This is a genomic window from Flavobacterium endoglycinae (genome assembly GCF_017352115.1).
GTDB lineage: Bacteria > Bacteroidota > Bacteroidia > Flavobacteriales > Flavobacteriaceae > Flavobacterium > Flavobacterium endoglycinae.
On sequence record NZ_CP071448.1, the window covers coordinates 4,673,961 to 4,699,064 of the forward strand.

General features: G+C 34.4%; 16 protein-coding genes. 11 read left to right on the forward strand and 5 right to left on the reverse strand.

Features of this window, described 5'->3' with window-relative positions; genetic code table 11:
• Nucleotide 1: 1 nt before the first annotated feature.
• Nucleotides 2-901 (reverse strand): FecR family protein, encoded by a 900-nt coding sequence (locus J0383_RS20475; protein ID WP_207295804.1) that lies wholly within the window; start codon nt 899-901, stop codon nt 2-4.
• 50 nt (nt 902-951) lie between these two features.
• A complete protein-coding gene (locus J0383_RS20480) occupies nt 952-1,467 on the reverse strand; it encodes an RNA polymerase sigma factor (protein ID WP_207295805.1) in 516 nt (171 codons plus the stop codon).
• Between the two features lie 222 nt (nt 1,468-1,689).
• Between J0383_RS20480 and J0383_RS20485 the strand changes: the two genes are divergently transcribed.
• Nucleotides 1,690-2,691: a hypothetical protein gene (locus tag J0383_RS20485; protein ID WP_239023118.1), complete on the forward strand. Its 1,002-nt coding sequence runs from the start codon at nt 1,690-1,692 to the stop codon at nt 2,689-2,691.
• Between the two features lie 111 nt (nt 2,692-2,802).
• Here J0383_RS20485 and J0383_RS20490 read toward each other — a convergent pair whose 3' ends face one another.
• From J0383_RS20490 to J0383_RS20500, 3 genes are all read right to left on the reverse strand, one after another.
• On the reverse strand, nt 2,803-3,921 hold the full coding sequence (locus J0383_RS20490; protein ID WP_239023119.1) for a PepSY-associated TM helix domain-containing protein: 1,119 nt from the start codon (nt 3,919-3,921) through the stop codon (nt 2,803-2,805).
• Nucleotides 3,922-3,958: 37 nt separating this feature from the next.
• The gene (locus tag J0383_RS20495; RefSeq protein ID WP_207295807.1) at nt 3,959-6,340 is read right to left on the reverse strand and encodes a TonB-dependent receptor; all 2,382 of its coding nucleotides are present in this window, start codon (nt 6,338-6,340) and stop codon (nt 3,959-3,961) included.
• Between the two features lie 173 nt (nt 6,341-6,513).
• On the reverse strand, nt 6,514-7,554 hold the full coding sequence (locus J0383_RS20500) for a GntR family transcriptional regulator (RefSeq protein WP_207295808.1): 1,041 nt from the start codon (nt 7,552-7,554) through the stop codon (nt 6,514-6,516).
• 396 nt (nt 7,555-7,950) lie between these two features.
• On the opposite strand from J0383_RS20500, the gene rhaT reads away from it, so the two are divergent.
• The 10 genes from rhaT to J0383_RS20550 all read left to right on the forward strand — a co-directional run bounded on the left by rhaT (nt 7,951) and on the right by J0383_RS20550 (nt 25,077).
• The gene (gene rhaT, locus J0383_RS20505; RefSeq protein ID WP_207295809.1) at nt 7,951-9,000 is read left to right on the forward strand and encodes an L-rhamnose/proton symporter RhaT; all 1,050 of its coding nucleotides are present in this window, start codon (nt 7,951-7,953) and stop codon (nt 8,998-9,000) included.
• 48 nt (nt 9,001-9,048) lie between these two features.
• The gene (locus tag J0383_RS20510) at nt 9,049-11,166 is read left to right on the forward strand and encodes a bifunctional aldolase/short-chain dehydrogenase (protein ID WP_239023120.1); all 2,118 of its coding nucleotides are present in this window, start codon (nt 9,049-9,051) and stop codon (nt 11,164-11,166) included.
• Between the two features lie 198 nt (nt 11,167-11,364).
• Entirely contained in the window at nt 11,365-12,639 is a 1,275-nt protein-coding gene (locus J0383_RS20515) for a TIM barrel protein (protein WP_207295811.1), read from the forward strand.
• Between the two features lie 206 nt (nt 12,640-12,845).
• Nucleotides 12,846-14,207, forward strand: a complete 1,362-nt coding sequence (locus J0383_RS20520) for an FGGY-family carbohydrate kinase (protein WP_207295812.1) — start codon at nt 12,846-12,848, stop codon at nt 14,205-14,207.
• Nucleotides 14,208-14,448: 241 nt separating this feature from the next.
• A complete protein-coding gene (locus tag J0383_RS20525; RefSeq protein ID WP_207295813.1) occupies nt 14,449-15,189 on the forward strand; it encodes a (Fe-S)-binding protein in 741 nt (246 codons plus the stop codon).
• Between the two features lie 175 nt (nt 15,190-15,364).
• The gene (locus tag J0383_RS20530) at nt 15,365-16,768 is read left to right on the forward strand and encodes a lactate utilization protein B (protein ID WP_207295814.1); all 1,404 of its coding nucleotides are present in this window, start codon (nt 15,365-15,367) and stop codon (nt 16,766-16,768) included.
• The gene (locus tag J0383_RS20535) at nt 16,758-17,345 is read left to right on the forward strand and encodes a LutC/YkgG family protein (protein WP_207295815.1); all 588 of its coding nucleotides are present in this window, start codon (nt 16,758-16,760) and stop codon (nt 17,343-17,345) included. Before J0383_RS20530 ends, J0383_RS20535 begins: the two co-directional genes overlap by 11 nt.
• Before the next feature lie 393 nt (nt 17,346-17,738).
• A complete protein-coding gene (locus J0383_RS20540; RefSeq protein WP_207295816.1) occupies nt 17,739-18,638 on the forward strand; it encodes a carbohydrate kinase family protein in 900 nt (299 codons plus the stop codon).
• Nucleotides 18,639-18,849: 211 nt separating this feature from the next.
• On the forward strand, nt 18,850-22,893 hold the full coding sequence (locus tag J0383_RS20545; RefSeq protein ID WP_207295817.1) for a two-component regulator propeller domain-containing protein: 4,044 nt from the start codon (nt 18,850-18,852) through the stop codon (nt 22,891-22,893).
• 786 nt (nt 22,894-23,679) lie between these two features.
• The gene (locus J0383_RS20550; protein ID WP_207295818.1) at nt 23,680-25,077 is read left to right on the forward strand and encodes a hypothetical protein; all 1,398 of its coding nucleotides are present in this window, start codon (nt 23,680-23,682) and stop codon (nt 25,075-25,077) included.
• Nucleotides 25,078-25,104 lie beyond the last annotated feature (27 nt).

Consider the following 25,104-nt stretch of genomic DNA (forward strand, 5'->3'; position numbering starts at 1 on the left):
TTTATTTTTCGTCAATAATTATTTTATTTTTTGAAACTTTTTGAACTTTTACGTCATATGTCGTACTGATAATCTGCAAAGCAGTTTCCAGATTTTTCGCAGGTAATTTTCCTGTAAATAATGACGTCGTATCTTTTGCATTTAATTCGATACTGATATTGTATTGTCTTTCCACTTCGTCTAAAATAGTTCTGATATTCTCTTTATAAAAAGATATTCGATTTTCTATCCATTCTGGTTTTACTGAAGTGATGGTCATTTTAAGTTCTTTTCCATTTTCAAAACTCACACCTTGACCATGAGTCAGCAGAATTTGCTGGTTTGCATAATTTACTTTTACACGTCCTTCGTAACACACAACATCAAACCTGTTTTTTCTGGCTTTTACATTAAATTGTGTTCCTAAAACGGACACCTTACCAAGTTTTGTTTGTACTTCAAAACGTCTTCCTTTGGCCACTCTAAAATACGCTTCTCCTTGAAGTTCGAGATATCGGTGAGTGTCCCAATTCCATTTTTTGTATTGTATTTCAGAACCGGAATTTAATACTACTTCTGAATGATCTGGTAATGAAAAAGAGGTTCTTTCGCCTAAAGCAGCCGTTTCTGTTTCATGTACAGTCATTTTAAAAGCAAGCGTAATTCCTAGAGCGATAACAAAAATTGCTGCCGCACGGAAAAGCCACGTTTTGTATATCGGAATTACTTTTGGAGTTTCTTTTTTCTGTTTTAGAATAGAAGAAAGCATTGCATCTTCATCTGAATCATCTATCATTAAATGATCGGTATATTTTTTTATTTTCTGATATTTTTCAAAGTCGGGACTGGCTTCAAATGCAGCTAATTCGTCCTGAGACAAATCGTTGTTAAGCCATTTGGCCAATAAGTGATTCTTTTTCATTGTACCGGTATTATGTTATTAAAACAGTCAGGATTAAATTTACCCTACTTTTATAAATCAATTTCTTTACGTAAGCTTAACAAAGCCAAATGAATGCGTTTTTCGACTGCTTTTACGCTGATATTTAAATCTGCCGCTATCTCGCTGTACTTTTTTCCATCAATACGATGCATTAAAAAAGCAATACGCTGTTTTTCGTTTAAGTTTTCTATTGCCTTTAAAAGTTTGGCTTGAAACTGCTTTTCTTCCAGAAGATATTCAGGATTCTGATTGGTTTTGTCTAAGCCAGTGAAATCTTTTTCATATTTCAAAACTACTTTTTGATGCGCAATTTCATTGAGACTGCTGTTATTGGCAATTGTGTACACGTATGATTTTGCTTTTTCAAGCGGCACAGTAGAACAGTTCTGCCAAAGTTTTAAAAAAGCTTCCTGCGCAATATCTTCCGCCTTTTCCAGATTACCAAATTTGTAAAAAAGGAAATTGCGGAGCGCTTTTATATGACCTTTAAAAAAGGACGAAAAAATAATTTCGTCGCAAGTGTTTGATTGGGGGTTATTTGGCATTTAGATTTTACAATTTGTAAGATGCAAAAGTATTTGTTTTTAGTTTAAGTAGGGTAAAAGTAATCATGATTGTTTTATTAGAACATAAAATGTTGTTTTTCATGTGATTATTAAGTAGAAAAAATGAAATCAAATCTTTTCAAACCCAATTTATTAAAAAGCAGTTTCTTGAATTTTTATTACCTTTGTAAAAATAAAAGTATGCTGTCTCTAAAAAAATATTTGTCACCAATAATTTTGCTTTTTTTATTGTCCTGCCAGAACGGAATCGACGAGCAGGATTCTAGCAATCAGAGCACAGTGACCAAAAATTCGCCTTTAACGACCTATTTGCAAAGAGTCGCAATGGTTCCAACGGTGCAGGATAATATGATAGACGGATCGACGTATTGTACTATAAAATTCCCATATACTGTAACCGTAAACAATGAAGTAATTGCCATTAATTCAGCAGCTGATTACCAAAAAGTAGTTGATAATATCAATGCGAGTAATACTGACGATGATATTGTGAAAATAACTTTTCCGGTTACAATGGTGTATTATAATTACATTCAGAAATTAATACCTAATCAGTCTGATTTTAATGATTTAATTGCCTACTGGAATCTTTATCCCGACCTTTTATCTAAAATCAACGGACTCAATATTAATTATCCTATTACAATCAACATTTACAATAGTGCTAATCAAATCGCGAGTTCGGCATCGATTATAAGTGATCAGGCTTTTTTTAATTTTATAAAAAACCTAAACGAAAGCCAATATATTTCTTTACAATACCCGATTTCAATAGTAGATTATAATTATCAAACAAAATTAATTTCGAGCAATTTAGATTTCGAAAATGCTATTAAATACGCCATTGACAATTGTCCGGAAAATAATATTGCAACTCTTAATTTTGCATCAACGATTGTAAACGGAACTTGGAAAATTCCCTATTTTTTTGACGATTCAGATAAAACATCTTTGTTTAGCGGATATTCATTTGTATTTAATAATGATATGTCTGTTGTCGCAACGAAAGACGGAACCACCGAGACAGGCCAGTGGCAGACAACAACCCAATATGGCGTACAGGAATTAAAATTAAACTTTAGTTCTGCATTACTCAGTAAATTAAATAACAACAGCTGGAAATTATTTGAATTCAATAACTCACAGATTCGATTACGAAATGTAGCCACTAATAATACTGATTATCTTTATTTTGAAAAGTAATAGTTAGAAGAATGATATAAAAAAAGGATGAACTTATGTTCATCCTTTTTTATTCTGTGAAAATTGAAAGCTTGTCTTTTGTAAATCTTCGTCAAAAAATATATTTTCATTTTACGCCTTAACCTTCTTTGGTTTTGATTTCTTTTTTCCTTTTTTCCACCAAATAATAAATCCCGTTATAGGAAGAGATGCACTAATTAAACTAACCAAACTCCAGATTATTTTTCCGGCAAGACCAAAGAAAACTCCTGTGTGCAGATCGTGGTTGCTGGCTTCATACACATCGGCAGCATTATTGTCTTTGTAAAGTTTAGTTCGAAGCATTTGCCCCGTTTTCCCGTCGAAGAAAATTGTATTTTGGTTTCTAGCCCAATTGTTAGGGTAGGTCATACGCAATCGAAGTTCGCCCGTTTTTCTAATTGAAAATGAAACCGAAGTCGCTCCGGGATATTTAGAATTCGCATTTTCATAAATAGCATTGTACCGAACAGGAATCGTAGTTGAATCGATTTTTTGATTCGAAATTACTTCATCACCTTTTCGAAGTTTACTTCCCGTTACTAAACTGACCGTTTTTTTAACCGTATCATATTTAAAATAGGTTCCTGAAAAAGCAATCAATAATAAAAAAATCGATGCATAAAAACCTAAAACCTGATGCAAATCGAAATTAACTCTTTTAAAAGAACCGCTCCATTTTATTTTCAAAGATTGTTTGATCAGTCGCCTTTGATTTGGAAACCATAAAATGAGTCCAGTAAGGAGCATGATGATAAAAATCACAACCGACCATCCTTGTATAAATTCCCCAAAATCGCCTAACAATAAATTGCGGTGTATTTCTAAAACGGTATTCAGCCAGTCGGAGCCTTGTTCTTTAATCAGAGTTCCATCGTAAGGATTAAAATAGTACGTTTTTTTCTTTTTGGTAGAAATCTCAACTGCCGCATTTGGTTCTTCACGGTTTATTTTTAGAGCCGTAATTTTCTTTTTAGGTTCAAGATGTTCGTAATTTTCAAGTATCGTTTTTAATCCTATAAAAGGCTTCTGCTGAACGGGAACGTGTAAATATTCTTGATGTGAAAAATCACGGATTTCTTCTTCAAAAACATACAGAAATCCAGTAATGCTCACTATAAAAACAATGAGGCCCGATGCTAAACCGAGCCACAAATGTATTTGTCTGATAGTATTTTTAAAACCTTTGGTCATAATTGTAATAAAGTCCAAATGTAGAGAATATCATTGGAAATGATAAACACAGATATTAGAATTTAAAAGTAATATTTCCTGTTACTCTCGTTGGATTTTGCGCTGCTAAACGATACGACCAATATTTTTCATTCGTAAGATTGTCTACTTTTAATCCTAATCTGTATTTTGGTCTGTCGTAGAAAACAGAAGCATCTAGAACAGTATATTCAGGAATACTAAATTTGAAATCAGCAGTATTGGTTTGATAGTAACGGCTTCCATAAATTCCTCCAATACCAAATCCCAGACCAGATGCAGCACCTTCCGTTAAACGGTAACTTGCCCAAAGATTGGCAGTTGTTGGTGAACCCGCAGTTGTTGGTCGTAATCCGTTTGTGCTTGGACTTGCTTTAGTAAGTCTACTGTCATTATACGTATAACCCGCTACAATGTTTAATCCGCGAATTGGGTTTGCAATAAACTCTGCTTCAAAACCTTTACTTAACTGTGTTCCATCCTGAATTTGAAAGTTTACGTGATCAGGATCTTCACGAGTAACATTCGTAACTTGAATATCATAGTAACTAAAAGTAGCACTGATTTTGCTGAAATCAAATTTTAATCCTCCTTCTAACTGATTGGCTTGGTTTGGTTTAAAAGTATTTCCGTTAAAATCAGAACCACCCACGTTATTAAATCCGTTCATGTAATTTCCAAAAACAGATACTTTTTCCTTTACGATTTGGTAAACCGCTCCAAATCGAGGAGAAAATGCTGTTTGATTGTAATTTCCAGTAGTAAGATTGGTACTTGGGTAATAAGCTCCTTTATTGATATAACGATCTGCTCTAAGACCAGCCATTACGATTAATTTTTCCGTAACATTTAATACGTCAGATACATAAGCGCTATAGGTTCTTTCGTTATTAGAAACAAAATTTGAGTAAGTAGCGGCAGCAAATAATGGTTTTATTTTCTCAAGAGTAAAGTTGTTATAAGCCGCTCCTGGTTCTCTATAATTGATAGCTGGCATGTTTACCGATGCATCGTTACGAGTTGCACGAAGACTATAGAAATCAAAACCGGCAACAACTCGGTTACGAAGATTTCCAATTTTAAAATCACCATTAAAATTCTGTTGAATATCAGTTCCGTAATAAGGATAATCTTGGTTGGTAACTTGTTGTCTTAGTGTTTCATTACTTAATGCAGTCAATTGTACTACATATCCTTCCGACGATGATCTTGTACGCGAAATAACGGTTTGCGACGTCCATTCATCTGACATTTTATATTTCAACTGAGCAAATATGTTGTATTGCTGACTCGTGTAATTCACTGTATTATTGGCAAATGAAAGTTTATAAGGAATTTGCATTTCTTCAATACTATGTGCTGTAGCATCTGCTTTTGTATACGGCGCTAATCTTGTCGGAGAAGTTCCTTTTGAAGCACTAAATTCAGCATCGATAAGTAAAGTCAATCTTTCGTTTACCTGATATGAAAAACTTGGCGCTATAAAAAAGCTTTTGTTGAATCCAGCATCTTGAAAACTTCTTTCGCTGTGTAAAGCTGTGTTGATTCTAAAAAGAGCTGTTTTTTCTTCGTTAAGCGGTGTATTGATATCAGCGGTAAAACGATTCAAATCCCAATCTCCAGCAGAATAGGAAACTTCACCTTTAAAGAAATCAAAAGGCTTTTTGGTAACTCGGTTAAACAATCCTCCAAAAGAAGAAATCGTACTTCCAAACAAAGTGGCCGATGGCCCTTTAATAACCTCAATACGTTCTAAGTTAGACGGATCGATAGTAGTATAAGTAAAACTTCCAACTCCGTTTCGTACCAATTGAGGCGTTGCAAAACCTCTAGAAATGTTGGTTGTTCTGCCTTGGTTTCGAACTTCTGCAATACCAGCTCCGGGAACGTTTTTAAAAGCACTGTTATAATCGGTGATCACTTGTTCCTTCATAAGTTCTTTACTTACAATGGTATAAACCTGAGGATTTTCCATGTTTTTTAGTTTCATTTTCGAAACCTCTTCACTTTCTTTTTTGGCAAAACGATTTCCTCCAGAACTCACAATTACTTCTTCTAATTTTTGCGAAGTATACGTTAGTTCAAAATCAAGTTTTGCATCTGTATTGTTTTGATCTACTAAAACAGTAGCAGGAGAAGCATCGTATCCGTTTAATTTAATTTCAACTAAATACGTTCCAAAAGGAATATTTCTTAGCTGGTAGGAACCATCAGAATCAGTTGTGGTAGTTTTATTTAATTCTGAAATTTTAATGGTGGCACCTTGTAAAGAATTTCCGTCTTTCAAAATAGCGTGACCCGAAATTGTTCCCACTGTTGATTGAGAAAAAGCTGTTTCTGAACCTAAGAAGATTGCCAGAAAAGCAAGAAACACATGTAGTAAAATATTGTTACTAAGTGTTTTAAAAATTGTTTTCATATAAAATCTGTAATTTATTCTTATTTAGACTGATTACAAATATATTAAATGAGACAAACTTCTAAGAGTAAGATTAAAATTTTCTTAAAAAATAATTAAAATGTTAACATAGAGATTTGTGCCAAATTTCAAAGCTGATATTTGGATAATGAATAGGGAAGTGTGTATAGATTTTAAATCGAATTTCGATCAATAAAATTAAACGGAACTTTTACCTGTCCTTTTTCTTTGTTTAAGATCATTCGGGCGGCGGTTTCTCCCATTACATTAAAATCAGTTGACATAACGGTAATGCCTAAAAGCTCTTTTAAAGGCGTATCATTATAAGAGATCACACCAATTTCTTTTCCTAAAACAAACTCTTCATCTCGAATCTGTTTCATTAAATTTACCAGATCAGATTCTTCGATTGTAATAAATAAATCACCTTTCTTCAGAATCATATCGTCATACACTTCACTCAAAATCTCAAAATTGATTTCGTGTTCAACGCAGAATTTTCTAAAACCATGTAAAATTCTTCTCGGATACGGATAAACGGCTTTATCCGGATATACCAAAATTAAACGTTTGTATTTTGTTATTTTAGAAAGTCCTTCTTTTAGAGCATTATAAATATCATTTTCGAAATCCTGATAAATTTTGATGACATCATCACCAGTTCCTAATTTGATATTGTCTAAAACAACCAGCTTTTCCTGCGGGATCTTTTTAATCGCATTTACAACTTCATCTGTAAAACTTAAATGCTTTAATTCGTCGGTTTTAAAGTGGGTTGTAATCACATAATAATCGTAAGCGCCTTCAAACTTATCTAAGATATTCAGAAATAAAGTTTCGTCGCAGTGGTAAATTTGAAGATCAGTATGAGCATTTGCGCCAAGAGTATCAATAAATGAGCTGTAGGTTTTCATTTTATACGAACTCAATTTATTGGTCAAAAACAAAATATTGACTTTCGATTCTAATTTTGTTCTCGTTATATAATAGCCTTTTCCTCTAATAGAAGAGATAATTTTTCGCTCTTTTAAAATATTATAGGCTTTTTCAACGGTATCGCGTGACATGTAAAACTCCTCACTGAAACTGTTTATAGAGGGAATTTTTTGGTTGATTTTTAAATTTCCGTTAGCAATATTCTGCAAAATCGAGTCTACAATCTGCTTGTATTTTGGAACTCTCGAATCCTCATCTATTTTAATTAACTTAATCATGCTTGTAATTTCCAAATCAGTTCCATTTTTTTTAAATGAATGCCGATTTTTTTTAATTATAATTTAATGAAAAGCAACCTAAAAAACTGCTTATGTATTGATTTTACTACTTTCCTTACAAAATGCTAAATTAAAATCAAACTTTATTTTATTTTCAAGCAGTTATCTTAATTTGAGACTTATTTGCGGATATAATAATTACGAAATCGATTGCTAAAATAGCGTATTTAAATTTATTTTTCCAATATAATCCAATTGTTCTTTATAATAAGTATGCACTTTTAACATAATTAACCGGAATTATAAAGGATAGTACAGGACAGTTTTGTTTTTAACATTACATTATTTTACAAAACCAAATTAACTATCACAATTAACCAAAAACAAAATTATTAAATGGAGTCATTATTAGGAATCATTTTTCATTCTATCGGAGGATTCTCTTCAGGTAGTTTTTATATGCCTTTCAAAAAAGTTAAAAATTGGGCATGGGAAAGTTACTGGCTCGTAGGTGGATTTTTCTCATGGTTAATTGTACCGCCCATTGCCGCTTACTTAACGATTCCTAATTTTACAGAAATTATCGCTTCAGCTTCACCTTCCATTAAAGCTTTTACATTTTCAATGGGCTTAATATGGGGAATCGGTGGATTAACATATGGTCTTGGCGTTCGTTATTTAGGAATGTCGTTAGGAAACTCCATTATTTTAGGATTCTGCTCTGCATTTGGAGCATTAGTTCCTTCTATTTACTACGATTTATATCCAACATCAGGAAAAGTATCTTTTACCGATATGCTCGGAAATTCTGGCGGACAACTGGTTTTATTAGGAGTTGCAGTTTGCTTATTGGGAATTGCCATTTCAGGAAAAGCAGGAATGCTGAAAGAAAAAGACTTTGCCGTGGGACATGAAGATAAAGACAAAGATTTCAGCCTCGTAAAAGGTTTAATCATTGCAGTTGTTTCGGGGATTTTAAGTTCATTCTTCAATTACGGAATCGAAGCAGGAAAACCAATGGCAGAACAAGCTGTAATTAACGGCTCAAATCCTTTGTTTCAGAATAATGTAACTTATATTGTGTTGCTTTGGGGAGGTTTAACAACCAACTTTATCTGGTGTATTTACCTAAACTTCAAAAACAAAACAATCGGTGATTATACCAATAAATCAACACCGATTACCAAAAATATCCTGTTTTCAGCTTTGGCCGGAACAATGTGGTTCCTGCAGTTTTTCTTCTACGGAATGGGAGAAAGCAAATTAGGAAACGGAGCCAGCTCATGGATTCTGCACATGGCCACGATTATTTTAACCGCAAACTTCTGGGGCTTTTATCTAAAAGAATGGAAAGGCGTTTCAAAGAAAACCTTCAATACTTTCCTTTTAGGAATCGGATTAATTATGCTCTCAATTGTTCTAGTCGGAATTGGAAATTCACTGTAAATATTAACCAACTATATGATAACAACGTCGAATATAAATACAAAAAATATGAATTTTAAGCATGTAAGCTATCTTTGGGATGACGATAAAGCCGAAGCATTAGCCGGAGATGAAGTAGCGCTTTTCATTTATCGTTCAAACCTTTTAGGAGCTGATTTAAGGCTTACTAACTATGGAGGAGGAAATACTTCTGTAAAAATTATTGATAAAGATCCTTTAACAGGTGAAAATTCAGAAGTAATGTGGATTAAAGGTTCTGGAGGAGACATTGGAACTTTGACAAAATCTGGTTGTGCGGCACTGTATTTAGACAGATTACGTAATCTTGAAAATGTGTATAGAGGAATTGAATTCGAAGACGAAATGGTAGAACTATTCAACCACTGTATTTTCGATTTGGCTTCAAAAGCACCTTCTATCGACACACCATTACACGGATTTTTGCCATTCAACCATATCGATCACTTACATCCAGATGCGGCAATTGCAATCGCTGCTGCGAAAGATGGAAAAAAAATCACAGATGAATTATTCGACGGAGAAATCGGTTGGGTAGGATGGCAGCGTCCTGGTTTTGACTTAGGGCTTCAATTAAGAAGCTGTTTGGAAGAAGCCGAAAAGAACGGTAAAAAACTACGCGGGATTATGTTAGGTTCTCACGGATTATTTACTTGGGGAGATACTGCATACGATAGCTACATCAATACGCTCGAAGTTATCGAGAAATGTGCAGCCTATCTTGAAGATAACTACGGTAAAAAACGTCCTGTTTTTGGAGGTAAAAAAATCGACAGCCTTCCAGAAGCTGATCGTAAATTAAAAGCAGCAAAAGTGGCTCCAATCTTAAGAGGTTTCTGTTCGTCAGAACGTCAGATGATCGGGCATTATACAGATGATGCCAGAGTTTTAGAATTTATCAACTCAAATGATCTTTCAAAACTAGCGCCGTTAGGAACTTCCTGTCCAGATCACTTTTTAAGAACTAAAATCAGCCCATTGGTTTTAGAATTAGATCCAAATGAAGATTTATCAGATGTAAATGCCGTTAAAGAAAAATTAGCTCCGGCTTTTGAAGCATATCGTGCCCTGTACAAAGACTATTACAACGCTTGTAAAAAGTCGAATTCACCTGCAATGCGTGATCCAAATCCAGTTGTGATTTTATATCCAGGAGTTGGAATGTTCACTTTTGCAAAAGATAAAACAATGGCGCGTCTGGCATCAGAATATTATATCAATGCCGTGAACGTAATGAAAGGTGCCGAAGCAGTTTCTGAATATACTTCATTACCTCACCAAGAAGCTTTTGATATTGAATATTGGTTATTGGAAGAAGCTAAATTACAGCGTATGCCAAAACCAAAAGCATTATCTGGCAGAGTAGCTGTGATTACAGGTTCTGCTGGAGGAATTGGGAAAGCAATTGCTAAGAAATTTGCTCAAGAAGGTGCGTGTGTAGTAATCAACGACATCAACGAAGAGCGTTTAGAAGGCACAACAGCAGAGTTCATCCAATTATTTGGTAAAGATGCCGTTTCAAGCACTTTGTTAAATGTTACAGATGAGGTAAGTACAGAAAAAGCATTAGACGAAGCTTGTTTAGCTTTTGGAGGTGCAGATATTATTGTAAACAATGCTGGGATCAGTATTTCTAAATCAATTGCAGAACACACTCTTGAAGAGTGGGACCGATTATACGATATTTTGGTAAAAGGACAATTTATTGTTTCGAAAGCCGGAATCGAAGTAATGCGCAAGCAAGGATTTGGAGGAGATATCGTAAACATTGTTTCTAAAAATGCAGTTGTAGCGGGGCCAAACAATCCGGGCTACGGTTCTGCAAAAGCAGCGCAGGCACACTTAACACGTTTAATGGCTGCCGAATTAGGAGCAGATAAAATCCGTGTTAATACTGTAAATCCAGATGCAGTAATCTCAGATTCAAATATTTGGTCTGGCGGATGGGCAGAAGGACGCGCAAAAGCATACGGTATTACGGTGGAAGAATTACCGGCATACTATGCAAAACGTACATTATTAAATGAAATTATTCTACCAGACGATATTGCCAATGCATGCTTCACATTTGTCGGCGGTTTCCTGAACAAATCAACAGGAAATGCCCTTAATGTAGACGGCGGAGTCGCAATGGGATTCTATAGATAATAGATAAGTTTTTTTATAAGTTTGTTTAAGCAAAAGTGGTTTTTTGTGGTCTAGCGTTCGAATTTTTTCGAACGTTAGATTTTTTTAGATGTATCACTTTTTGTAAACAAATCTACCAGTATAAATAGTAAAGTGAAACAAGAGTTTAGTTTATAGAAATTCTATATATTGTAAACTCTATTAAAAGAATAAATAACTATGTTAATCTCATCAAACCACATTGAATCTCATAACGAAGATCTATTAAAAAAACACCAGAATAAATTTGCCTTTACAACCTCAGAAATTGAAAATGCTGAAGCCATTATTCAAAAGTTAATCGATTTTCAAATTGCCATTCCATCTTGGGCTTTAGGAACAGGAGGAACAAGATTTGGACGTTTCGCCGGAGGTGGAGAACCTCGTTCATTAGAAGAAAAAATCGAAGATGTTGGATTACTTCATAAATTAAACAATGCTTCAGGAGCCATTTCACTTCATATTCCGTGGGATATTCCAACAAATTATACTGACATTAAAATACTAGCAGCACAGCACGGATTAAAGTTTGACGCCATGAACTCAAACACCTTCCAAGATCAAGCCAATGCTGAACATACTTATAAATATGGTTCTTTGCAAAACGTAAACAAAGCCGTGCGTAAACAAGCAATTGCTCACAACATAGAAGTAATTAAACACGGAATCGAATTAGGATCTGAATCTTTAACCGTTTGGTTAGCGGATGGTTCTAACTTTCCAGGACAATTAAACTTCAGAAAAGCTTATCAAAATACATTAGAAAGTTTAGAAGAAATCTACGATGCATTGCCTTCAAACTGGAAATTGTTTTTAGAATATAAATGCGCAGAACCTAATTTCTATTCGACAACAGTAGCAGATTGGGGACAATCGTATTCATATGTAAAAAAATTAGGAGACAAAGCACAAACGTTAGTCGATTTAGGACATCACCTTCCAAATGCCAATATTGAACAAATTGTTTCTTTATTATTGATGGAAAACAAATTAGGAGGATTCCACTTCAATGATTCAAAATATGGAGACGACGATTTAACTGCCGGAGCTTTAAAACCATACCAATTATTTTTGATTTTCAATGAATTGGTTGAAGGAATGGATGCCAGAGGAATGAATCATGCAAAAGATTTAGGCTGGATGATCGATGCTTCTCACAACATCAAAGATCCGTTAGAAGACTTATTGCAATCAGTTGAAGCAATTATGATTGCGTACGCCCAGGCACTTTCTGTTGATAGAAAAGCATTAGAAAAAGCACAAGAAGAAAATGATGTGGTAAAAGCACAGGAAATTCTTCAAAATGCATTCCGTACCGATGTTCGCGCTTTAGTGGCAGAAGCTCGTTTGCGTTCAGGAGCGGCTTTAAATCCAGTTGAATTATACCGCAGCCTTTCCGTTAGAAAAAATCTAATCGGAGAAAGAGGATTAAAAACATTGGCCACTGGGTTGTAATTATAAGTTATGAATTATAAATTATAAGTTATAAGTTAACCCGTTGGGTGAAATTATTTTAACGCATAGAAATCTATGTTTCTATGTGTTAAAATTAAATTTGTTCCATTTCGCCCAACAGGTTAAATTAGTGTGTACATATTTATAACTCATAATTCATAACTTATAATTCATAATTCTTGAACTCATAACTCATAATTAAAGAAATGAATGTAGTTGCAATTTTTGATATTGGCAAAACAAACAAAAAGGTTTTTTTATTTGATGAAAATTATAAAATCGTCTGGGAAAAATCAGTCAATTTTGAAGAAACAGTCGATGAAGATGGCTTTCCTTGTGAAGATATAAACCTTCTTAAAAATTGGATTTTCGAACGTTTAGAAGAAATAAAAAACCTGACGAGTTACGTTTTAAAAGCCATCAATTTCAGCACTTACGGCGCCAGTTTTGTCTACATCGATCAAGAAGGAAAAGTTTTAACTCCTCTGTATAATTATTTAAAAGAGTATCCAGAGAATTTAAAATCAGACTTTTATAAAAAATACAAAGGCGAAGAATCATTTGCCGTAAAAACAGCTTCTCCAGTTTTAGGAAGTTTAAATTCGGGAATGCAGATTTACCGCTTAAAAGAAGAAAAACCAGACGTGTTCGAAAAAGTAAAATACTGTCTGCATCTGCCTCAATTTTTAAGTTTTCTTTTAACCAATGAGGCTTACGCCGATATTACAAGTGTGGGCTGTCATACCAATTTGTGGAATTTCAAAAAAATGAAATATCATAAATGGCTTGAAAAAGAAGGCATTTCAAATAAAATTCCACCGTTTCATTACGGAAAAGATAGTATTAAAAATTCAGACGGACTGGCAGTTGGAGCCGGACTTCACGATAGTTCATCAGCGATAATTCCGTATACCATAAACTTTACAGAACCGTTTGTTTTATTATCGACCGGAACGTGGAGTATTTCCTTAAACCCGTTCAATAACAAACCTTTGACTTTTAAAGAATTGCAAAATGACTGTTTGTGTTATTTGCAGTACACCGAAAAACCCGTAAAAGCCGCAAGACTTTTTGCAGGAAACGAACACGAAGTACAAACAAAAAGGCTGGCAGAGTATTTTAATGTTCCAATTGATACGTACAAAGAAGTTTATTTTGATAAAAATATTGTTTCGAATTTAAGAGCTTTAAATTTTCAAATCCTATATCCTAAAAAATATAATTTTGATATTTTAAAAGAATGTCCTTTTCAAAAAAGAAATCTTTCGACTTTCAAAAATTACGAAACAGCCTACCATCAATTAATGCTGGATTTGGTAGAACAACAAGTTTTTTCAACTAATTTAGTCATTCATAACAGCCCTGTAAAAAAGATTTTTGTTGACGGAGGATTCAGCAAGAATTCAATTTACATGAACTTATTAGCAGAAGCTTTTCCAGATGTAGAAGTATACGCCGCATCGATGGCACAAGCAAGCGCATTAGGTGCTGCATTGGCAATTCATCAAAACTGGAATCCTAAACCAATTCAAAATGATTTAATTGATTTGAAATTTTATAAGCATTAAAGTGATCGTTGATGAATAGATTAAAAATTATGAATTAAAAATTAAAACCTTTTTGATCTGATTTAATCTGCGTGAAAATAAATAGGTAATACGTAGAAAAATAGATTTTTATGGCTAAGATTCAGAGTAAAAAATAACATATTATTACACATAACTATGTTTGTTTAAAGAAATAAAATGTCTTTTTTTGAGCTATGAAATCTATATTTCTATGTGTTTAAAAAAATAAAAATAAACTAAAATGAAAATCGGACTTTTTATACCGTGTTATGTTGATCAGTTTTACCCAAAAGTAGGAATTGCGACATACGAACTTTTGCAGAAATTAGGCTGTGAAGTTGAGTTTCCGATGGGGCAGACTTGCTGCGGCCAGCCCATGGCAAACAGCGGTTATGCACATTTAACAAAAGGCTGTGATGCTAATTTTATAGCTAATTTTTCAGGATACGATTATATTGTTTGTCCTTCCGGAAGTTGTGTTTTACATGTGAAAGATCATTTACACGACGAAAAACAGGAAGAAAAAGCCACCGCAATCCGAAATACAGTTTACGAACTGACAGAGTTTATAACTGATGTTTTAAAAATCGATCACATTGACGGAAGTTTTCCTTTTAAAGTCGGAATGCACGTAAGCTGCCACGGACAAAGAGGATTAAAGCTTTCGCAGATGTCAGAACTAAACGCACCATTTTTCTCAAAACCAGAACAATTATTGCATAGCATTAAAGGACTGGATTTGGTTTCCTTAACTAGAAAAGACGAATGCTGTGGTTTTGGAGGAACATTCTGTGTTACTGAAGAAGCGGTTTCAGTAAAAATGGGACAAGACCGAATTAAAGATCACGAAAGTCATGATGTGGATTATATTACAGGTGGAGATATGTCTTGTTTGATGCACTTAGATGGAATTCTAAAAAGACAAAAAAGCAGGATCAAAACCATTCACATTGCTGAAATATTAAATTCACTCGAAAATTAATTTTCTTTCTACCATTACGATATTAAGTTCATTTCGCTTAGTGTGGTAGATAAAGAAGAGATTTAAGGGATTTAAGTGATTTTAAATTGAGCTTAATTTTCTTTTCACTATTAAGAAATTAAGTTTAAAGTTTGGCTTAATTTACTTAATGCCTTAATGGTAAAAAACAACAAAGATGTCATCAGAAAAAGTAATATCGCACAGCGAAGCCGCAACAAAATTCAACAAAAATGTCGAGCGTGTCAATTGGCATGATGAAACACTTTGGTTTGTTCGTGCGAAAAGAGATAAATCAGCACACCAGATCGAAGATTGGGAACTGCTTCGCGAAACGGCTTCTAAAATAAAACTGAACGTTCTCTCTAATATTCACGACTATTTAGTGGAATTTGAAGCGAATGCTCAGAGAAACGGAATAATTGTACATTGGGCGGCAGATGCCAAAGAACATAATGAAATAGTACATTCGATTCTGGCAAAACACAATGTAAAGCAAATGGTAAAATCCAAATCGATGCTTACAGAAGAATGCCATTTAAATGATTATTTAGCCGAAAAAGGAATAGAAGTAATCGACTCTGATTTAGGTGAATATATCGTACAACTTCGAAAAGAACCGCCAAGCCATATTGTACTTCCGGCGATTCACTTAAAAAAAGAAGATGTAAGCGAAACTTTCCACGAACATTTAGGAACTGAAAAAGGAAATTTCAATCCGCAGTATTTAACAGAATCGGCTCGTCATAGTTTGCGAAATACATTTTTGACGAGGAAAGCAGCGTTGACTGGAGTTAATTTTGCTGTGGCAGAAACCGGAGAGTTTGTGGTTTGCACCAACGAAGGAAATGCCGATATGGGCGCACATTTAGCCGATGTTCATATTGCCTGTATGGGATTTGAAAAATTAATTCCGAAAAGAGAACATTTAGGCGTTTTCCTGAGATTATTGGCCAGAAGTGCAACAGGACAGCCTATTACAACTTTTTCGAGTCATTTTAAAAAGCCAAGAGACGGAAAAGAAATGCACATCGTAATTGTAGACAATGGCAGAAGTACACAATTAGGAAGAGAAGACTTTAGAAATTCGCTAAAATGTATTCGTTGTGGTGCGTGTATGAATACCTGCCCGGTTTACCGACGAAGCGGCGGACACAGTTATCACAATGCGGTTGCAGGACCAATTGGTTCTATTTTGGCGCCAAACCTAGATATGAGCAAAAATGCCGATCTGCCTTTTGCAAGTACACTTTGTGGTTCTTGTACCAACGTTTGTCCCGTAAAAATCGATATTCACGATCAGCTGTACAAATGGCGTCAGGTTTTGGTAAAAGAAGGACATACGCCAAAAGCAAAATCCATCGCCATGAAAACTATGGCAGCCGTTTTAGCTAATCCAACGATTTTTAATATTGCTGGAAAATCAGGACGATTTGTGATGAAGAATATTCCAGGAATGGTTAACAATAAAATGAACAAATGGTACGATCAGCGTGAAATGCCTGATGTTCCAGAACAATCCTTTAGAGAATGGTACAAGAAAAATTCTAGGGAATCTAAAAATAAAGAAAATGAGCAGTAAAGCCGAAATCCTAAAAAGAATCAAACTGAACCAGCCTAATGTTGCTGCAGACCTGCCAGATTTAACTGTTTTAGGTTCGGAACAATTTGATACAATCGAAACCTATAAAACGGTTTTAAAAGGCATTGGAGGTGATCCAGTTGAAGTTGCTGATTATACAGAGATTATCAAGTATATCAAATCCAATTACAATCTGGAAAAAAGATTGATAACCACGATTCCAGAACTTTCAGAAATAGCATCTTTAGACTGGAAAAATACTGATCCGCATTCGCTTGAAAATGTAGAACTAACTGTTATTAAAGCCTATTTTGGAGTAGCCGAAAACAGCGGACTCTGGGTAACCGATGATATTTTAGGACAGCGTGTTGCGCCTTTCATTGCACAATATCTAGCGATTATCGTTCATAAAAGCGATATTGTACGCACGATGCAGCAAGCATATGATCGAATAGGAAATCAAGAATATGGTTTTGGAACTTTTATTGCCGGGCCTTCAAAAACGGCTGATATTGAACAATCTCTGGTTCTAGGAGCACATGGCGCAAGAGGATTAATTGTCTTTTTGTTGGATTAAGATTTAGTCCCTACGGGACAATTTTTAGAGGTCTAAGAATGTTACCAATATTTAATCTCTCCGAGATATTAACAGAGCAAATACTCCGTTAAGAGTTCAATATGGGTAAAACCCCATTTAAGGGTTAAATATCGGTAGGCATAGAAAACGTCAAAAAAATACCCCGCTAGGGGTTAAATATGGGTAGAACCCCGATAGGGGTTAAATGTCGGTAGAACCCAGTTAGGGTTTAAATATTGGTTGAATTCCGTTAGGAATTAAATATCGGTAGAAATATTATTTTAAAAAAGAGGATTTATAATCCTCTTTTTTTGTTATTATAAATCAAAAATTTTAGGACGTCAGTAATTAAAAGTTTATTTTTATGTAACTGGATCATAAAAAAGAATTAGAATGAAAAACGAAAAAAATCTTAAAGCAATAGCTTTTGGCGAAGTATTGTGGGATGTTTTTGATGGTGAAAAGAAAATAGGAGGAGCACCGTTAAATGTGGCGTTGCGTATGAAATCCTTTGGTGCTGATACCGCAATGATTAGCTGTGTAGGAAATGATGAAGAGGGAAGGGAAATTATAAATAAAGTAAAAGAGTTGGGATTGGAAACGGATACTATAAGTATTTCAAATGAATATCCAACAGGTCTGGTTGAAGTAACTTTAAACGAAAGTGGTTCTGCAACTTATGAAATCAATTATCCATCGGCTTGGGATAAAATTGTATTAGATCAAAAATCCAGATCGATTGTCTCAGAAGCAGATGTTTTAATTTATGGCAGTTTGATCTCAAGAGATAAAGTTTCAAGATTAGCGCTTCAGGAATTATTGCAGGCAGATATTTACAAGGTTTTTGATGTCAATCTGAGAAAACCACATTATTCATATCCCGTTTTAGAGCAGTTAATGGAGTCTGCAGACTTTATAAAGTTTAATGACGAAGAATTACTTGAAATTACCGCTTTTTTTGGCTTTATCTCGTCTAATCTTCGTGAAAACATGAAATTTATTTCCAGTATTACAGAAGCGAAAGCAATGTGTGTGACACGCGGAAAACATGGCGCTTTGTTATATTGGAAAGGAAAACTGTACGAAAACAAAGGCTATCCAGTAAAAGTGGTTGATACGGTAGGAGCAGGCGATTCTTTTTTAGCGGCTTTAATTACGTCACTGCTTTCAGGAAAAGAACCTCAGGATTCAATTGATTTTGCCTGTGCGGTTGGAGCGTTGGTTGCCGGATCTCCAGGAGCAAATCCGCAATTGTCGGATGCTGCAATCGAGGAGTTTAAAAATAAAAATTAAAAATTATTAAGATAGAAAAGCCTTAAATGTGATTTCATTTGAGGCTTTTTAATTAATGAAAACTTATAAGTAATAATTCGTTAAAAATATTATACAAAGATAAAATCCTATAAAAACCAAAGGAAAACCATCATTTCTACATTCATTATTCTAAAATTTTATAAAATTAGCTTATAATTGTACTTTTTACAAGAATATAAAAAAGTGTGTTTTGAAGCGTTTTGTTCTCTATTTTCTGCTGATACTAAGTTTTTCTTCGATAGGATATTCACAAGATTATCCCATAAAGTTTCTTGATATTTCAGATGGTCTTTCTAATAATTCCGTTACAACCATTTTTCAAGACAGTGAAGGCTATATGTGGTTCGGAACGTATGATGGATTAAACCGTTATGACGGCTACAATTTCAAAGTTTTCAGAAATCGCATCAACGACAAAAAATCGCTTTTATTCAATACCATTTACAACATCGAAGGCGACTCTCGAAAAAACATCTGGGTTGGCGGAACAAATGGTGTCAGTATTTACAATAAATCTTCAGGGACTTTTCATTCGGTTGAATATATTTCCCAAAATAAAAAACCTCAATCGTTAAAAGATATCATTCATCAAATGCGTTCAGTATCAGAAAATCTGGTTTTGGTCGCTTCTCAAAATTTAGGTTTAATTGTTTTTGAAAATGGTTCTTTTACTGGAAAACAAATTCCGCTGACTGTTTTAGGCAACCGAATCAGCGTCAATAATTACGATGCAATTGCTATTCAAGAAAACAAACAAAAAAATGCCTGCTGGATTTACGTCCGAAATGTTGGGGTATGCAGTTATCATTACAAAACAAAAGATCTAAAAGTAGTTTTTCCGCTTTCGATGGGCGTAAAATCAATGAAATTGGCTCCCGATGGAAATCTTTGGCTGGGAACAGATGAAGGTCTTTTTTTGCTCAATACTAAAAACGGAAGCGTTTCAAATAATTACTTCTCCAGCAAATGCAGTGTTACCGATATTTTGGTAGATAAAAAAGGTGAAGTCTGGCTGACAACAGATGGATGCGGTATTTTTTACGTTAATGTAAGTCTTAAAAAAACAATTCCGTACAATATTTCAAAAGGAATAGAACTCGCCAAAAGTAATTCAGTTTGGAGTTTATACGAAGATCAATCTGGCAACAAATGGTTCGGTTCGCTTCGAGGCGGAATCAGTATGTTGAGCGATACGCCAAAATATTTCAAAAGCATTAAATACAACGCCAAAGAACCAGCGGAAAACTTTATTTTATCTTTCTGCGAAGATGAAAAAAACAACGTTTGGATTGGTACAGACGGCGCAGGTTTAAAATATTGGAACCGAAAAAATAACACTTATACCAATTACAATACAACACTTTCGAGTCATTTCATTACTGGAATTGTCCGCGACAATAATAACGATATTTGGTTGTCGACTTGGGCAGGCGGTGTCAATAGAATTAATAAAAGCAGCAATACAATTACACAGTTTTCGTGCTATAATCCGTATACAAAACAAATAGAAAAAAACATTTGGTTTGTTTATAAAGATTCAAAAGGAAATATCTGGGCAAGTGCGACCAACGAAGGTTCGCTATATCTTTTTGATCGTTCCCAAAACAACTTTGTACTTTTTGATAAAAATATAAACAACCTGCAGTCACTTACAGAAACCAGTGACGGAAAGCTTTGGGGAGGAAATTATACTTCGTTGATTTCAATTGAAAAAGAAACCAGAAAAATCCATAAAACAGTTATTGGAAACCCAATTCGCTGTATTCATGAAGACCAAGACAAAAACCTCTGGCTTGGAACACAAGAAGGCGGTTTGGTTTTATTTGACCGAAAAAAAAATACCTTTAAAAGACTAACAACAGATGACGGACTTCCGTCAAATACCGTTTTGAGATTGCTTGAAGATAAAGAAGGAAATCTCTGGATGAGTACTTACAATGGCATTTGCAAGTTTGATAAAAAACGAAAAACCTTCCGTAATTTTTCGGTAAATGATGGTTTACAAAGCAATCAGTTTAGTTTTAATGCCGGAATCAAATTATCATCGGGAGAATTTTTATTTGGCGGTATAAACGGTTTCAACATCTTTTTCCCAGAAAAAATCAAAGGATTCAATCAGAAAAATCATGTTTTGCTGACGGATTTTTATGTAAACAATCAACCAATTGAAGAAAGCAAAGCCGAAGTTGACCCCGATTCAGATAAAATAAAAGATGTTAGCCTAGCGTATGATCAAACGACTTTATCATTAGAATTTGTCGCACTCGATTATAACAATGCCGACAAAATCAATTATGCCTACTTTCTGGATGGCTGGGATGAACAATGGAGTTATGTTGGGCAGACCCGAAAAGCCAATTACTCAAAACTTCCAGAAGGAAAATACACTTTTAAAGTAAAAACGACCAATTTTCAAGGAGGCTGGAACAAAGAAGTCAGTTTGGTAACTATAGAAGTCTTGCCGCCGTGGTACAGGACCTGGTGGGCGTATACTTTGTATTTTTTGGCGACAGCCGGATTGTTATTCGTGTATTTGGATTATCATAAAAACAAAGAAAAACTAAAATACAAGGTGAAAATCGCCGAACTGGAAAGCAAAAAAGAAAAAGAGATAGCCGAAAAACAGTCGTCGATGTTTACCTATATTTCGCATGAATTTAGAACACCGCTTTCGCTGATAATTAATCCGTTGAAAAAAGCCGTTCAGAAAGAAAATGTCGAAAACGGATCATCAGGAAGCGATTTGGCAATTGCACATCGTAACGCCAGAAGACTTTTGAGTCTGGTAGATCAATTGTTATTGTTTAGAAAAGCCGAAAATGATGCCGATTCTCTGCGTTTGTCTCCAATTAACGTTAATAATCTGTGTAATGAAGTGTATCAATGTTTTGTCAATCAAGCAAAAGAAAAAAACATCAATTATAGATTTACGATTCCAGAACATGAAATCACGATTATTGGGGATTATGAAAAAATAGAAATTTCTTTATTTAATTTAATGTCGAATGCCTTCAAATACACACCAATTGGAGGTGAAATAAAACTAACACTTACCGAAAACGATGATGAAGTTTTCCTAGAAATATCGGACAATGGCGACGGAATCGACAAAAAAGATATTGATGTTATTTTTGAAAAATTCAAACAAATCAATTCTAAAGTTTCGGTTGGAACCGGTTTCGGAATTGGACTTTACATCGTCAAATACTTTGTCGACAAACATAAAGGAACCGTAAGCTGTACGAGTGAAACGGGAAAGGGAAGTACGTTTAAACTTGCCTTTTTAAAAGGAAACAGCCATTTTGAAGATATTGAAATTATAAACGACAAACCGCAGAGAAGCCAGTTATTTGACGAATTAATTCCAGATGAAATTGAAGAAATCAATTCGGTTTCAACTTCAAATACGGCTGAAAGTGATTTCCAGCAGATCATGCTTACTGAGAAACGCACCGTTTTAATTATCGATGATAATGCCGAAATAAGAGCGTATTTGATTAAGTTATTTTCGGAGAATTATATCGTGTACAGTGCCGAAAATGGAGAAGAAGGTTTAAAACTGACCAAAAAACACATGCCCGACCTTGTGATAAGTGATATTACAATGGAAGAAATGGACGGTTTGGAATTGTGCCGAAAAATTAAAGAAGATAATGCCTTATCTCATATTCCGGTTATTTTATTAACGGCATCTAAAAATCCCGAGACTCATTTGCAGGGAATCAATGAAGGAGCTGATGATTATATTACGAAACCTTTTGATGATGATATTCTCACAGCACGTGTCGAATCGTTATTAAGAAACCGGCACAATCTGCGTACGTATTTCTTAGACAGCATTACGCTGAAAGAAAACACACAGAAAGTGCCTGTAGAATATCAGGAAATCTTAAAGAAATGCATCGATATAGTCGAAGCCAATATTCACAAAAGAGATTTCACTATTAAAAACTTCGCACTCGAAATGGGTATGAGCCACAGAACACTGTATACTAAAATTAAAATCATTTCAGGACAGACTTTAAATGCTTTTATTCGTTCTGTCCGGATTAGAAGAGCGGCGATGTTAATGCTTACAGAAGACATGAATATTACACAAGCCAGTTCCGAAGTTGGATTTGAAGACCCAAAATATTTCAGACAGCAGTTTGTAAAACTTTTCGGGATGACTCCATCAGAATATATTAAAAAGTACAAGAGTTCATTTAACTCTGATTTGAATATTATCAAATAACTCCTTCAGAATTTAGATTTTTCCTTTGCTTTTTAATCAAATACAACACGCCGATTTTTTGACTCTAACGTTTGAGTTCGAAAATCGGCGTTTAAAATACTAATTGCGTATTGTGTAAAAATATGCTGTTATTTTTTCGTATTTGTTAATTTTTAACTCTAAATAATAGTTAATTGCAATTTTGACCTCCTTTTTTTTCCAATTTACCCCTCCTTAAAAGTGTGAATTAAACATTTCTTTGCAATACCGATAACCAATTTAAGGTTTGTTATGGGAATTAATTAATAAGTGTTTTTGTTTTAAAGATAAGTGTTTATCAGTTTAAAGAATTGAGCCTTCTTTAAACTAAGTAGTAAGAGTTGGTTTTACAATATTACTTATCAAACCCGCGGTTTCAGCTGCGGGTTTCAAAACAAAAAAACTAATTCTGAAAAAGGATAGATATCAAGAAGAAGAATAAAGAGGAGAGAATAAAGAGGAGAGAATAAAGAGGAGAGAATAAAGAGGAGAGAATAAAGAGGAGAGAATAAAGAGGAGAGAATAAAGAATAAAGAATAAAGAATAAAGAATAAAGAATAAAGAATAAAGAAGAAAGAATACAAAAAATAAAACAACCAAACCATTAAACAGACTTCCATACTTATGAAAACAATCCAATAACCACTTTTGCTTTCTGTTTTGCCCCACATAAATAAGAAAGCATCAAAACTCGAATAACCTACAAACGCAAACAAACTTTACGTCTTAAAAAGACAACTAACTAAACCTAACCTTAAAATTAAAGAAATGAAAAAAAATCTATTTTTATTTTTTCTTGCCCTTTTTGCCATTCTCTTTACAGGATGTCAAAGTAACGATTCAGATTTTCCTAGTTCTGATAATCCTACGGTGGTGGTATCGACAAAAGAAATTTATGGTGCCCCAAGCAGGAAATTTGAAATCAAAGCAGCTCTTGCAGATGACTTAGGATTAAAAAGTGTTCAGATTCAAATTCCCGAATTATCACTTAATAAAGTAATCACTTTTGCAACAGATCCACTTTTAAAGGCCTACGATTTAAGTTACTTTTTTGAAGTTCCGTCAAGCAGAGGAACTTCTGAAGCTTTCAAAATAAAATTAACGATTACAGATGTTTCTGGAAATGCCGTAAATGAAGAAATCAATTTACGTCTTGACGGAGAATTTGCTGCGCCAAGTATTTCGATGGTAACACCAAAAGAAGGAGCAGTAATCTTACTATCAACGAGTAATCAAATGCCGGTAAATTTTGTAGTAAACGACGATTCTGGTATCGATTATATTCAGGTAAAATGTGAAGCTTTAGGAATTGATGAAATGATTCAATTAGCTGATTCTCCACAATCATACACCTTCAATAAAACCTATACTTTGCCTGTAACTGCTGCTGATTACGTTTTAACGATTACAGCAAAAGATAAATTTGCGATTCCGAATACAGGAACGTTAAATGTAAATATTGTGGCTACAAACGAATATCCGGCAATTTACTTATGCGATCAGCCAAAGGGTACTAACCTTACAACAGATGCAGTAGGAGTTCCGATGTATTTCCACGAAAAAAGCGGACAGGATTTCGAATTCAAATATTATGCTGATAAAGACAATAAAGAAATCTTCTTCTTAGGTCAGGAATCTGATTTTGCACCGCACTGTTTCGGTTTAAATACTTCAGGAGAATTAACAGATGATGTCGCTTCGGCACCTATTATTTTACCAACAAAAGGATATTACAAAATCAAAGTAAATCCAAATACTTTAAAATACACTGTCGAAAAATACACACCAACAAGTAAAGTTTGGGCAGACGTGGCAAACGGTTTATGGCATGATGATGCTGCACAAAGAAGACCATTTGTAAGTGTGTGCGGTGGCGGAATTCAAGGAGCAACTTGGGATACTTGGGATGCGTGGACTCAAAAAAGCTTACACCTTGCAAACAATCCTAATAATCCATATCAATTAGTGGGCGAATATACGTTGACAGGAACTTTAGAAGCGACTTTTACAGGCCAGTGGTGGGATCCATCATGGAGGCTGATTAAAAACGGTATTGCCACTATGTCACCAGGTGAAAATGGAAATGCTAAATATCCAGCCGCTCCAGGAGTTTACAAAGTAGTTCTGGACACCGAATTGGAAAGAGTATTTATTACCAAAAAATAATGGGTTATGACGCTGTTATAACATTAA

What these genes read in the sequence shown, in the direction of transcription:
- J0383_RS20530 (WP_207295814.1), top strand. Translation starts at nt 15,365, where the DNA reads ATGTCATCAGAAAAAGTAATATCGCACAGCGAAGCCGCAACAAAATTC.
- J0383_RS20540 (WP_207295816.1), top strand. Translation starts at nt 17,739, where the DNA reads ATGAAAAACGAAAAAAATCTTAAAGCAATAGCTTTTGGCGAAGTATTG.
- J0383_RS20475 (WP_207295804.1), bottom strand. Translation starts at nt 901, where the DNA reads ATGAAAAAGAATCACTTATTGGCCAAATGGCTTAACAACGATTTGTCT.
- J0383_RS20495 (WP_207295807.1), bottom strand. Translation starts at nt 6,340, where the DNA reads ATGAAAACAATTTTTAAAACACTTAGTAACAATATTTTACTACATGTG.
- J0383_RS20510 (WP_239023120.1), top strand. Translation starts at nt 9,049, where the DNA reads ATGAATTTTAAGCATGTAAGCTATCTTTGGGATGACGATAAAGCCGAA.
- J0383_RS20500 (WP_207295808.1), bottom strand. Translation starts at nt 7,554, where the DNA reads ATGATTAAGTTAATTAAAATAGATGAGGATTCGAGAGTTCCAAAATAC.
- J0383_RS20515 (WP_207295811.1), top strand. Translation starts at nt 11,365, where the DNA reads ATGTTAATCTCATCAAACCACATTGAATCTCATAACGAAGATCTATTA.
- J0383_RS20520 (WP_207295812.1), top strand. Translation starts at nt 12,846, where the DNA reads ATGAATGTAGTTGCAATTTTTGATATTGGCAAAACAAACAAAAAGGTT.
- rhaT (WP_207295809.1), top strand. Translation starts at nt 7,951, where the DNA reads ATGGAGTCATTATTAGGAATCATTTTTCATTCTATCGGAGGATTCTCT.
- J0383_RS20480 (WP_207295805.1), bottom strand. Translation starts at nt 1,467, where the DNA reads ATGCCAAATAACCCCCAATCAAACACTTGCGACGAAATTATTTTTTCG.
- J0383_RS20535 (WP_207295815.1), top strand. Translation starts at nt 16,758, where the DNA reads ATGAGCAGTAAAGCCGAAATCCTAAAAAGAATCAAACTGAACCAGCCT.
- J0383_RS20525 (WP_207295813.1), top strand. Translation starts at nt 14,449, where the DNA reads ATGAAAATCGGACTTTTTATACCGTGTTATGTTGATCAGTTTTACCCA.
- J0383_RS20550 (WP_207295818.1), top strand. Translation starts at nt 23,680, where the DNA reads ATGAAAAAAAATCTATTTTTATTTTTTCTTGCCCTTTTTGCCATTCTC.